The organism is Parasphingorhabdus sp., from assembly GCF_049667325.1.
GTDB lineage: Bacteria > Pseudomonadota > Alphaproteobacteria > Sphingomonadales > Sphingomonadaceae > Parasphingorhabdus.
Map to the genome: position 1 here is coordinate 1 of NZ_JBATHY010000239.1, position 12,220 is coordinate 12,220.

Sequence of the window (12,220 nt, forward strand, 5' to 3'; positions counted from 1 at the left end):
TGCAACCGCACCAGCAATCCGCCAAGATCTTCGCTTTCCTCCAGCGCTACCGAGCCGTCGTAGATTTCTGCGACGTCGCGGACAATGGCAAGACCCAGACCGGTTCCCGGTTTGCCGCTGTCGAGGCGGGCTCCACGATCGAATATGCGCTGGCGCTCTTGCTCGGGAATCCCACGACCGTCATCCTCGACCAGCAATTCGACAAACTGATCGCTGGTTTCGACGGTAATGAACACGCTCCCGCCGCCATATTTGGCGGCATTTTCAACAAGATTTCCGATCATTTCATCAAGGTCCTGGCGCTCGACCGAAGCGACGGCGTCCTGATCGCCATCGATATCGATCCGGACATGCGGGTAAAGCCGACCGACTGCGCGTTCCACGGCCTGCAGGCTTTGCCAGACCTTGGCCCGGCTGTGCGCATGGCCGCGTCTGCCCACTGCCCGCGCGCGCGCCAGGTGATGGTCGACCTGCCGCCGCATCACCCCGGCTTCGCGGATCACCGTGTCCGCCAGATCGTCGGCCTTGGCGGTGGCGCTGTTCATGATCACGGTAAGCGGGGTTTTCAGCGCGTGTGCCAGATTACCGGCGTGCCGCCGCGCTTCCTCTGCCTGTTTTTCATTATGATCGAGCAATGCGTTGAGTTCGTCGACCATCGGCGTGACTTCGTTCGGCATCGGTTCGACGACCCGGCGTTGCTGGCCGGTCCGCATCGCCGCAATCGCAACCCGAATTTTGCGGAGTGGCCACAGACCATAGAGCGTCTGCAGCGCCGCCATGCCGATCAGTCCCAGCGCGAGGATCAGGAAGCTGTTGATCAGGATCGAGCGTATATTGGCGATCTGGGCGTCAAGGCCATCACGGCTTTGGGCGACCTGGAACAACCATTTTGTCTCGGATTCGGGCAAGATGATCGTGCGCTCGAGCAACCGCAGCGGTTCGTCAGGGAATTGTTTGCTATCATAGATATGCGTTTCTCGATCATCATGGGTGATGTTCGATTCCAGCGTGCGATCCCATAAGGAACGGGATGGAAAATCATCATGATCATCGCCGCTGATCTGCCAGTAAAGGCCGCTATTGGGTTCCAGAAAGCGCTGGTCGCCCAGTGGCCGGTTGAGAAAAACTTCGCCATCGGGGCCAATCTCGGCCGAGGCGATCATGGCTGTCAGCACATATTCGAGCTGATTATCGAAATTGCGGGTCACCGCATCGTTCAACACCCGGTCCAGCGCAAAACCGCCACCGAACAGCAGGATCATGATCCACGCCGCAGCGATCCCGATCATCCGGCGACCAAGGGAACCGGTGGTTTGGGTGCCTAGCCGATTATGGGGTGTCGGTGCCTTTTCATCGACCGGATTATCTATCTGGCTTGGTTCATTCAGGCTTCGGGATCCTCTAGACTATAGCCAAGCCCCCGAATTGTCGAAATGACTTCCGCGCCCAGTTTCTTGCGGATACGCGTGACAAACACTTCGATCGTGTTTGAATCCCGGTCAAAATCCTGATCATAAATATGCTCGATCAGTTCGGTGCGCGACACGACTTTGCCCTTGTGGTGCATCAGATAGGACAGGAGTTTATATTCCTGCGCCGTGAGCTTGACCGGACTGCCGTCGAGAGTCACTTTCCCCGACCGTGTATCGAGACGCACGGCGCCGGCGGTAAGTTCTGACGAGGCGTTGCCCGAGGCGCGGCGGATCAGCGCGCGCAGACGGGCGATCAATTCTTCGGTCTGGAACGGTTTTGCGAGATAATCGTCGGCGCCCGCATCAAGTCCGGCCACCTTGTCCGACCAGCTGTCACGCGCGGTCAGGACCAGCACCGGAAAATTGCGCTCTTCCTTGCGCCAGCGATCGAGCACGGTGAGGCCGTCAATTTCCGGCAAGCCGAGATCGAGGATCACCGCGTCATAGTCTTCGGTCGAACCCATGAAATGGCCGTCCTCGCCGTCTGTCGACAGGTCAATGGCATAGCCGTTGGCCTCCAATGTCGTTTTGAGCTGTTGCCCCAGCGTGGGTTCGTCTTCAACAATCAAGACGCGCATGCTTGTCCTCCGGAATAATGCAGTTTTATCTGGGATAGCCTATATCACCATCCGGAAAACGCACAATGATTTAGAAAATTCAGGATCTAGAAAATACGGGATTCAGAATAACCGGAATTCGCCGATTCTGTTTAGCGGGTCTGGCGCAGGATCGCGCCGGTCCGGCCATCGACGTCAACAAACAATACCCGCCCGTCGCGGATGAATTTCAGTCGATAGACCAGTGCATTGGGGTCAAATTCCGGTCCGATATATTCACTGCCCGCCATTTTCGGCAAAATCTGGTTCTCGATCGAGCGGATCGACTTCACCTTGCCGGCCATCATCTGCGCGCGCGCTTCATTCTGCTCGCCGCGGCGGTCCTTGGCCGAAACCATGGACGGTGCGACAGCCGTCAGGCCGAGCGCAAGAAGGGTCAAAAAGGTGGTTTTCTTCAACATCGTTCCCTTCCTAGGCTCGGCGGTTTTAACATCACGTGAATAGGCAGTTCAGACTATAGACTGTTCGATTAACGTGTCATTTCATATGTTATGTTGAGCGAAACGACCGTGCCAATCTGCCCCGGAGCAACCGGAGGTGGTGCATTCGACGCGTCGGCACTCTCCATCCGCATCATCGGCGCTTCCGACTGGTGGAACATGCCTTCGCTGATCGAAAGCACCCGAACGCCGGAATACCCCTCTGCACGGGCATAGTTCATCGCCCGCGCTTTCGCATTGGCGAGCGCCCGCTCCCGTGCCACATCCTTTATCTTGCTATCATCGCTGATCGAAAATGATGGACCGTTCAAATTGGTAGCACCGCTGCTGACGATCGCGTCGAGAATTCCCCCAAGCTTGGATATGTCGCGAACAACTGCCGAGACCTGATTGGAAACCACATAGCCGACAAAACGGTTCTGACGGCTTTCCTGATCATAATCATAATCCGCGCGCAGATTGATTCCGGTGGTCTGAATATCCTTTTCGGCGATGCCCAGCGATTTGAGCCGGTTGATAACCGCGCGTGCCTGGACCGAATTGTCGCGTAGGGCCTGTGTAGCGGTTGGCGCCTTGGTTTCGACGCCGGTGCTGAACGTGGCGGTATCCGGTGCGCTATCGACCTGTTCGGAAACGCTGAGCTCGATCACCGGATTCTGGGCGACAATCTCGACATTCGCGGCTTGCGCGATGTTCATCGGGGCAAATGCCAATGCCGCTCCAGCCATTAAAATTGAAAGTCTCATATTAATCTCCATTGATTCAGTTCAATTTAGACGAAGCTTTCTGAACAGCAGCCATATAGTTTTGACGAATTGCTCTTGTCCGTTCGCCTGGCCTTCCGTCGCCGATCTTGTGACCGTCAATCTCGACGACCGGCATGATCAGCAATGTCGACGATGTTACAAACGCTTCCGCCGCATTTTTCGCTTCATCAATCGAGAAAGCGCGTTCCTCAACCGTTAGTTCCATAGACTTTGCCTGCATGAGCATTTCGATACGCGTCACGCCGGGCAATATGCGGCAGTCAAGCTGGTGCGAAATGAGCACGCCGTCCTCACGGATAATATGAGCGTTTTGAGAGGTTCCTTCGGTGATCATATCATCCCGGGTCATCCAGACATCGTCGACTCCCGCCGCCATCGCCTCCATTTTCATCAGCGACGCGTAGAGCAACTGTGTGGTCTTGATATCGCACCTTTGCCAGCGCAGGTCGGGTCGGGTGATGATCCGCATGCCACTATCCGCCATCGGGTTTTCCAGCAGCACCCGTTGCTGGGCAAAGGCGAATATGGTCGGAGCCGTGTCTGGCGCGGGCCAGCGATATTCCCGCTCGTCCATCACCCCGCGCGAGACTTGCAGATAGATCAGGCCTTCGCGTAACTTATTTTCTGCGACAAGATTCTGCGATATCGCCATCCAATCGGCAAAAGCATTGATCGAAAGCTCGCCGAGCGATCGTTCGAGGCGGGTGACATGCCGTTCCATATCGACCAACCGACCATCAATCACCGAAACCACCTCATAAACCGCGTCGGAAAACAGCAGTCCGCGGTCAAATACAGAGATTTTGGCGGATAACCTGGGGACATAATCGCCATTCAGATAAACTAAGTCCAAATCCCGCTCCGATCACCAATATTGTCAATTTCGCCCCTAACAATCCGATATGGCACGGTAGGTCAATGGGCTTTGTTTAAAAGAGAAGACTTGAGCGAAATCGCGCTTGCCCCTAACGCGCGGGAACCATGTCGCAACCTCCCATTTTTTCCTATGAGAATCTCTCGCTCCATCAGGGCGAAGGATGGCTGTTTAAGGACCTGGATCTGCACGTCGGTCCGCGAGATCGGCTGGCGCTGATCGGGCGCAACGGTGCGGGCAAGACGACCCTTCTGCGATTGATCACCGACAAGATTGAATCGGACAAGGGCAAACGGGTTATCCAGCCGGGCATCAATATTGTGATGCTGGAGCAGGAACCTGATTTTACCCCGTACGAGACATTGCGCGACTTTGCGCTGTCCGGGCCCACGGGACCGGCTCTGCATGAAGTGGAAGCCATTGCCGACCAGCTGGGAACCGATCTTTCCATTCGCGCCGACAAGGCGAGCGGCGGCGAGAAGCGCCGCGCCGCGATATGCCGGGCATTGGCGTCGCAGCCGGATCTTCTGCTGCTCGACGAACCGACCAACCATCTCGACCTTGGCGCGATTGACTGGCTGGAAGAATGGCTCGGTCGTTACAAGGGCGCGTTCATAACCATTTCGCATGACCGCACCTTTCTGACCCGGTTGACCAAACAGACATTGTGGCTGGACCGCGGCACGATCCGGCGGCTGGATGTCGGCTTTGGCGGCTATGATGCATGGATGGAAAAAATCTATGCCGACGAGACCCGTTCGGCGGAAAGGCTCGATGCAAAGCTGAAGCTAGAGGCGCACTGGCTCGAGCGCGGTGTCACCGCCAGGCGCAAGCGCAACCAGGGCCGGCTCGCGAAGCTTTGGGAAATGCGGGCCCAGCGCGCGGCGATGATCGGCCCGGCGGGCGCAGCCAAGCTGCAGGCCGAGAGCGATGACAGTCGAACCAAATCGGTGATAACGGCGACCAATATTTCCAAGTCCTTTGGTGAAGACGATGCCAGGCGCGTCATCATCCGGGATTTTTCGCTGCGCATCCAGCGTGGCGACCGGATCGGGATCGTCGGATCCAATGGTGCGGGCAAAACCACTTTGCTGAAAATGCTGACCGGGGAACTGGAACCGGACACTGGCAACGTTGCGCTGGCCCAGACATTGAATGGTGTTTTCATCGACCAGCAACGCAGTCTGCTGTCCCCCGACAAGCGGGTTCGCGATGTTCTGGCCGATGGCAGCGACTGGATTGATGTGCGCGGCACCAAGAAGCATGTCCAGGGCTATCTCAAGGAATTCCTGTTCGCTCCGACACTGATCGACGCCCGCGTAGGAACCTTGTCCGGCGGCGAACAATCCCGGCTTTTGCTCGCCCGCGAATTTGCCCGCATGTCGAACTTGCTGGTGCTCGACGAACCGACCAATGATCTCGATCTCGAAACGCTCGATCTGCTGCAGGAAGTGATCGCCGATTATGAAGGCACGGTTCTGCTGGTCAGCCATGATCGCGATTTTCTCGATCGCACCGTCACCGTCACATTGGGCCTCGATGGCAGCGGCAATGTCGACGTTATCGCTGGCGGCTATGCCGAATGGGAAGCAAAGCGCAAACAGGACGATTCCGGTCAGAAAGCCGCACCAAAAGAGACGCGGTCTTCCGGCAAACCAGTCGCTCGTTCGAACAGCCCGAGCAAGAAGCTGAGCTACAAGGACCAGCGCGATTATGATCAGTTGCCAGCGCGGATCGAGGAAATTGACCATCGTATAGAAGACATCGCGCAGGCGCTCGCCGATCCAAATCTCTATGCGCGGGATTTCGCGAAGTTCGATGAATTGACCAAAGAGAATAGCGCGCTGATCGAGGAAAAAGATGCCGCCGAGATGCGCTGGCTGGAACTGGCGGAAGAAGTAGAGCAGCTGCTCAATCCCTGATCAGCCGGGCAGGCGATAGAAAATTGCCAAACGGTCCAATGCAATTTTCAGCACCAGTTTTCCCGACCGCGCCGGCCAGCCGAGATTTTTTTCCGCAACCGGTATCCCCTCCCCGCCACAAATTATCCGCCAGGCAATATCGGCGAGATCGCTACCCAGATGGTCGATCGCTTTATCAAAACGCAATTTGGCGGCAATCAGAACTTCGGACTCGTTCAATATCGCAGGCGAACTGCGTTTTCCGCCCGCGACCGGTGCAGCATCCCAGCGCATCGTGATCCGCGGTGCCAGATTGGCCCGTTCCCAATCTGTACGCAGCTTTTCCCCCGCATCAAACTGGCGATCGGACAAATGGCCTCTCGCGTGAAGCCAGCCCAAGGGCGATTCCGACAGATTGACCGTGACGCTGCGCGCGCGCATCCTCTTTGGTTCGCGATCATCGCGTTCCTCCCCGTCCTGCGGCAGTGCGCGCTCGGATAGCAAACGGGGGTCGGATCGAGCTTTGGTGACTTTCATTAACGCAATATCTCCTAATTGGTGACTTTATACCCTTGCCATTTTGGCAATATTGTAGGAAAGCATAAAACCATATAGGTTTGGAGATAGCTATGATCAGCCGCATCAGAGAGGTTCGCAAAGCAAAGGGATTGACGCTGGACGATGTCGCCGGACGGTGTGAACCGCCGACGACCGCGCAAACCATAGGGCGGCTGGAAACCGGAATGCGGACCTTGTCGCTGGACTGGCTGAACCGGATTGCCGACGCCCTGGGGGTGGACAGCGCCGCTCTGTTGTCCTTGCCCGACCAGGAAGAACTGCCGGTTGCCGCAATCCTCGATCACAAGGGCGCGCATGCTCTGGGCAAGACCGAGAATATCTATCAGCCCACCATCGAACCGGCGATGGTCGCGTTGCGGGTCAAAAGCAGCATCGGTGATTATCGTGCGGGTGACGATGTCTGGCTGTCGCGGCGGACACCGGAACAATATAGCAGCGCTCTCAACCGCGACATATTGGTCCCTCGTCCCGCCGGGCGCTATCTGTTTGGCCGCTTGATCGGGCGCGAGGACCATCGCCTGCAAATTCTTCCTCTCGGCAGCGGCGCGCGGCAGCAGATTGTCAGCGATCCCGAATGGATCGGCGTCGCGGTCCGGCTGGTAAGGGAGCTTTAGCGCCCTTGTGCTAAGGACCCTGCCATGAACCAGCCGCTCCGCGTCCTGACCTTGTCGACCTTGTTCCCCCATGCGGCAGCCGCCAATTTCGGGATATTTGTCGAGCGGCAAACAGCCGAACTGGCCGGCCGTCCTGCAACCGACGTTACGATCATCAATCCGATCGGCATACCGCCGTGGCCTTTGCGCAAGCTTGGCCAATATCGAGCGTTGAACGCCTTGCCAAAGCAGGAAGAGTGGCGGGGGCTGGACATCTACCGACCGCGATTCATGCTTCTTCCCAAGATTGGCGGCGCGAGCAATCCGCGGCGGATAGCCGATGCGCTTCTGCCGCTGGTCAAACAACTGCACGAGCAAACACCGTTTGACGTGATCGATGCCGAATTTTTCTACCCCGATGGCCCCGCCGCGATGCGGCTGGCTGCCGCGCTCGATATCCCCTTCACAATCAAGGCGCGCGGTGCGGATATCCATCATTGGAGCAGCGATCCGAGATGCCGGGATCAAATATTGCAGGCAGCGGACAAGGCCAGCGCCTTGCTGGCGGTATCCGGGGCACTGAAGCAGGACATGATCGCGCTCGGGATGGATGGCGACAAGATTTCGGTCCATTATACCGGCCTCGACCAAGACAAGTTCGTCCCGGTCGATCGAGTCGCTGCAAAGCAGGCGCTGGGCGTCAGCGGGCCACTATTCATCACAAGCGGCGCGCTGATCGCGCGCAAGAATCAGGATCTGGTGATCCGCGCGCTTGCAAGCTTTCCCGATGCGCACCTGATGCTCGCGGGTCAAGGTGAAGAAGAGCATGCCTATCGCGCCCTCGCCAGCCAACTGGGCGTTGCCGACCGCGTCCGCTTTCTCGGCAGCGTCCCGCATGATCAGATGCCCCATCTCACCGCTGCCGCCGATATCGCCATTCTCGTGTCCAAGTCCGAAGGCCTGGCCAATGCGTGGGTCGAGGCACTGGCCTGCGGTACGCCGGTGATCATCAGCGAGGCCGGCGGTGCGCGGGAACTGGTAACCAGTGCGGGTGCCGGACGGGTCGTCGACCAGACGGTCGAGGCGATTGTCACGGCCGCAAAAGCGATCCTCGCTGAACCGCCAGCGCAGGAACTGGTGCGTTCATCGGTCAGCCGGTTCAGCTGGAAAAACAACGGTGATCAGTTGCTCGTGATATTGAGCAAAGCGGCGAACAAAGCCTAGGAGATCGGCAGAAACGCTCCGACGATCCAGCGTTCTTCTGCCCGCAACACGCCCCATGTCCGCGCCGCAGCACGGCTGTCCATGACTTCCAGCCCCATGCCTGCTGCCTCTACTTCCCGACGGAAGGCGGCCGGTGGCTGCAACATCGCCGAGCCGCTACCCAATAGCAGAAATTCGGGGGCGGGAGACAGGTTCAGGCGGGACAATATCTCCCCGAGATCCAGCTTATCGAGACTGGAACCGGTCCAGTCCAATACCTGTTCAGGCGAAATCAGTAGGCCTTGCTCGAACCGCTGGTCACCAATCTTGTAGCCTTGCGGCGTAAAGCCGGTGACCACCGGACCGGTAAAATCGATATCTTTACGCAGTTCAACCACGGATCAACCGATCTGCTCTGGTCCGCCTATCTTCTCCGGCTTTTCATCTGCTGATTCAGTTGGCACAAATGTGTCCGGACCAACTTTCAGCCAGATCAGGATCGGAGCGGCCATATAGACAGAGCTGTAGGTACCGACAAACACGCCGAAGAACATCGCCACGGAGAAACCGAAAATCACATCCGGCCCCCAGAGGATCAGAGCACCGAGCGCGATCAACATGGTCAAGCTGGTCATCACCGTCCGGGCCAGAGTCTCGTTCACGGACAGATCGAGCAACGCGATGATATCCATCTTGCGATATTTCTTCAGATTCTCGCGAATCCGGTCGAACACGACAATGGTATCATTGAGCGAATAGCCGATGATCGTCAGCAGCGCCGCGACGATATTAAGATTGAATTCCATCTGGGTGATTGCGAACAGTCCGAATGTCAGCGCCACATCATGGACCAGCGCGAATAGCGCGCCCACGCCGAACTGCCATTCGAAGCGTATCCAGATATAGATGGAAATCGCGATCATCGCGAACAACAGCGAATAGGCCCCGGTTTCAAAAAGTTCCTCTGAGACCTTGCCGGAAACCGACTCCACGCCATCGATGCGGACATCGGGATGATCAGCTTTCAAGGTCGACACGATTTTTGCGGTCATTTCACTGGCCGCTTCCGGGCGCGATTCCGCTTCGGCTGGCAGCCGCATCCGGATCGACACTTCATTGGCATCGCCAAAGCGCTGGATCGTTGCTTCACCATAGCCGAGCCCGCCAATGCTTTCGCGCAGCTCGGGGATAGGCGCCGTTTCGGTCTCGGTAAAAGTCGCCTGAATCATCTGGCCGCCAATGAAGTCGACACCGAAGTTCAGTCCCTTGGCGGCAACCAGCCCGATCGAAGCGATGATCGTCAGGATACTGAACGCCATGGCGATATTGCGCCATTTCAGGAAGCCGATATTGGTATCGTCCGGGACAAGTTTGACCAGTCTCATATCACCAACTCCTGCGGCCGGGCTCGCCTCACCCAGAGCACGACAAGCATTCGGGTTACGACGACGGCGGTAAAGACGGAAGAAGCGATACCGATCATCAGCACGACCGCGAAACCCTTGACCGGGCCGGACCCGAACATGAACAGCAATACACCGGCGATGATGTTGGTAATATTCGCATCAAAAATCGCGCGGGAAGCCTCTTTATAGCCAACTTCAATCGCCTGAAGGACTCGTCGCCCTCGTCGCCGTTCCTCGCGTATTCGTTCGTTGATCAGCACATTGGCATCGACGGCAGACCCGACGGTGAGCACGAAGCCCGCGATCCCCGGAAGCGTCAGTGTCGCGTTGAAGATCGCCATGACCCCGACAATGATGAACAGGTTCAGAGCCAGCGCGATATTGGCATAGACGCCAAACCGGCCATAGGTAACGATCATGAACGCCAGCACCGCAGCGGTGGCGATAATCGCGGCGATCATGCCCTTGTCGATTGAATCCTTGCCAAGATCGGGACCGACGGTGCGTTCCTCGACGATCTTCAGTTCCACCGGCAGCGCACCGGATCGCAAGGCGATAGCCAGCTGATTGGCGCTTTCAACGGTAAAATTGCCCGAAATCTGAGCCGAACCGCCAAGGATCGGTTCGTTGATATTGGGTGCGGACAGCACCAGGCCGTCGAGGATGATCGCGAACGGCCGGCCGACATTATTCTGCGTCAGGCGGGCAAATTTCGAACCGCCCTCGCTATCGAAAGTGATATTGACCACCGGCGCGTTGGTTTCCGGGGCGAAGCCCTGTCCGGCATCGGTCAGCTTGTCACCGCTGATGCCACCAAGCCGTTTGACGGCGATATTGGGCAGTCCGGACGGATTGTCGGGATAGGGGAAAATCTGGCTGCCGATCGGTGGCCGTCCTGCGGCCAGCGCATTGGGATCGGCATCAAAATCGACGAGTTTGAATTCCAGCTTAGCGGTCTGCCCGAGCAGAGCTTTCAGAGCTTCGGGATCGTCAAGTCCCGGCACCTGCACCACGATCCGCGTATCGCCCTGCCGGATGATGGTCGGCTCGCGGGTGCCCATTTCATCAATCCGGCGGCGGATCACGTCGGTCGCCGTATCCATGGCATTGGTAACCGCATTTTCCAGACCGGCGGCGGTTGGAGTCAGGACAAAGCGCGTATCATCGCGGACTTCGATATCCCAGTCGCGCTGGCCGGTCAGGCCGGCTCCGCTGGTCAGCGGGAGAATGGCTTCACGTGCCGCATCGACCTGGGTGCTGTCGCGCACCATGAAGCTCAACACACCGTCGCGTCGTGAGATGTCGCCAATACCAATTCGCGGATCCGCGCGACGCATTTCGGCGCGCACCGATTCTTCCATCGTCTCGAGACGCATGGTCGCGACATCGGCCGGATCAGCCTCCAGCAGGATGTGGCTGCCGCCCTGGAGGTCGAGCCCCAGATTGATGGTTTCGTTGGGTAAAAAGCCCGGCCAATATTTCTGACCGCTCTCGCCAATCAGGCTTGGCAGTGACATCAGCACGCCAAAGGCCAATAGCAGGGAAATGGAAATGACTTTCCAGCGCGGGAAATCGAGCATCGAAACTAACTTTCTATATCACCGCGTTCAGTCGTTCGCAGGTTTGGCACCGCCGCGCGGCATAACATCCGACAGGGTTGCCTTGACCGCCTTCACGCGAACGCCATTGGCGATCTCGACCTCGACATATTCATCGTCGACCTTGACCGCCTTGCCGACCAGTCCGCCGCCGGTCACAACCTGGTCATTTTTCTTGACCGCGCCGATCTTGCCCTGATGTTCCTTCATCTTTTTTTGCTGGGGCCGGATCAGGAGGAAATAGAAAACCGCGAAAATCAATACCAGCGGCATCACCGAAATCAGAAAACCGCCTGCGCCACCGGCGCCGCCTGCTGCAGATAATATAGATATTGTTGTCATGAAACCGTCCCGATAATTGCAAATTGTGATGTGTGTTGGCCGGGTTGATATTTCAAGCCCCTGAACAGCCAACCCGAATGATGCGCGCGCCTATCACGCGCTTGTCGAGGGTGCAATGAAATCCGTATTTTCGAAAGCTTGCGATCCGGACGCAAACGACTTGCCAAGCCCCATCGACCTCCATATATGCGCAGCCTCGGTCGGGACGTAGCGCAGCCTGGTAGCGCATCACACTGGGGGTGTGGGGGTCGGAGGTTCGAATCCTCTCGTCCCGACCAGTTTTCCGGAGCCAGAGTGTATCCGGGGACGAACGACCGAAAAATGCCCCGGCGCAAGCGCGCGAATGACGGTATCAACATCAAAACTCCCTATATAACCGGCCTTGTGGGACCCAAAGTTTGTGGAAAGCAGGCCGATCTGACTCGCAC

At 57.5% G+C, this 12,220-nt stretch carries 13 protein-coding genes and 1 tRNA gene; 4 read left to right on the top strand and 10 right to left on the bottom strand.

Annotation, left to right across the window (positions count from 1 at the left end):
- From WBM93_RS10625 to WBM93_RS10645, 5 genes are all read right to left on the bottom strand, one after another.
- Positions 1-1,289, bottom strand: a 1,289-nt coding sequence (locus tag WBM93_RS10625; protein ID WP_424431667.1) for a sensor histidine kinase, incomplete at its 3' end; no start/stop codon positions are given.
- A gap of 95 nt (positions 1,290-1,384) precedes the next feature.
- On the bottom strand, positions 1,385-2,050 hold the full coding sequence (locus tag WBM93_RS10630) for a response regulator transcription factor (protein ID WP_424431669.1): 666 nt from the start codon (positions 2,048-2,050) through the stop codon (positions 1,385-1,387).
- Positions 2,051-2,181: 131 nt separating this feature from the next.
- Positions 2,182-2,490, bottom strand: a complete 309-nt coding sequence (locus WBM93_RS10635; RefSeq protein WP_424431671.1) for a PepSY domain-containing protein — start codon at positions 2,488-2,490, stop codon at positions 2,182-2,184.
- Between the two features lie 68 nt (positions 2,491-2,558).
- Positions 2,559-3,275 (bottom strand): SIMPL domain-containing protein, encoded by a 717-nt coding sequence (locus tag WBM93_RS10640; protein WP_424431673.1) that lies wholly within the window; start codon positions 3,273-3,275, stop codon positions 2,559-2,561.
- 16 nt (positions 3,276-3,291) lie between these two features.
- A complete protein-coding gene (locus WBM93_RS10645; RefSeq protein ID WP_424431675.1) occupies positions 3,292-4,149 on the bottom strand; it encodes an aminotransferase class IV in 858 nt (285 codons plus the stop codon).
- Between the two features lie 128 nt (positions 4,150-4,277).
- Here WBM93_RS10645 and WBM93_RS10650 point away from each other — a divergent pair, with 128 nt between their 5' ends.
- Positions 4,278-6,092 carry an ABC-F family ATP-binding cassette domain-containing protein gene (locus WBM93_RS10650; RefSeq protein ID WP_424431677.1) on the top strand — a complete coding sequence of 605 codons (1,815 nt, stop codon included), beginning with the start codon at positions 4,278-4,280 and terminating at the stop codon, positions 6,090-6,092.
- Here the strand turns inward: WBM93_RS10650 and WBM93_RS10655 are convergent, their stop codons facing one another.
- Complete coding sequence (locus WBM93_RS10655) at positions 6,093-6,608, bottom strand: DUF6456 domain-containing protein (RefSeq protein ID WP_424431679.1); 516 nt, start codon at positions 6,606-6,608, stop codon at positions 6,093-6,095.
- A gap of 92 nt (positions 6,609-6,700) precedes the next feature.
- Between WBM93_RS10655 and WBM93_RS10660 the strand changes: the two genes are divergently transcribed.
- Together WBM93_RS10660 and WBM93_RS10665 are read left to right on the top strand one after the other, a co-directional pair.
- Positions 6,701-7,264 (top strand): helix-turn-helix domain-containing protein, encoded by a 564-nt coding sequence (locus WBM93_RS10660; protein WP_424431681.1) that lies wholly within the window; start codon positions 6,701-6,703, stop codon positions 7,262-7,264.
- A gap of 24 nt (positions 7,265-7,288) precedes the next feature.
- The gene (locus tag WBM93_RS10665; RefSeq protein WP_424431683.1) at positions 7,289-8,467 is read left to right on the top strand and encodes a glycosyltransferase; all 1,179 of its coding nucleotides are present in this window, start codon (positions 7,289-7,291) and stop codon (positions 8,465-8,467) included.
- Here WBM93_RS10665 and WBM93_RS10670 read toward each other — a convergent pair.
- The 4 genes from WBM93_RS10670 to yajC are packed head-to-tail and all read right to left on the bottom strand — an operon-like array spanning position 8,464 to position 11,792.
- A complete protein-coding gene (locus WBM93_RS10670) occupies positions 8,464-8,844 on the bottom strand; it encodes an MTH938/NDUFAF3 family protein (protein WP_424431685.1) in 381 nt (126 codons plus the stop codon). The genes WBM93_RS10665 and WBM93_RS10670 overlap by 4 nt on opposite strands.
- A 3-nt stretch (positions 8,845-8,847) precedes the next feature.
- Positions 8,848-9,831 (bottom strand): protein translocase subunit SecF, encoded by a 984-nt coding sequence (secF, locus tag WBM93_RS10675; protein ID WP_424431687.1) that lies wholly within the window; start codon positions 9,829-9,831, stop codon positions 8,848-8,850.
- Positions 9,828-11,432: a protein translocase subunit SecD gene (secD, locus tag WBM93_RS10680; protein ID WP_424431689.1), complete on the bottom strand. Its 1,605-nt coding sequence runs from the start codon at positions 11,430-11,432 to the stop codon at positions 9,828-9,830. Before secD ends, secF begins: the two co-directional genes overlap by 4 nt.
- A gap of 27 nt (positions 11,433-11,459) precedes the next feature.
- On the bottom strand, positions 11,460-11,792 hold the full coding sequence (gene yajC, locus WBM93_RS10685) for a preprotein translocase subunit YajC (RefSeq protein ID WP_424431691.1): 333 nt from the start codon (positions 11,790-11,792) through the stop codon (positions 11,460-11,462).
- A gap of 201 nt (positions 11,793-11,993) precedes the next feature.
- Between yajC and WBM93_RS10690 the strand changes: the two genes are divergently transcribed.
- A tRNA-Pro gene (locus WBM93_RS10690) sits at positions 11,994-12,070 on the top strand.
- Positions 12,071-12,220 lie beyond the last annotated feature (150 nt).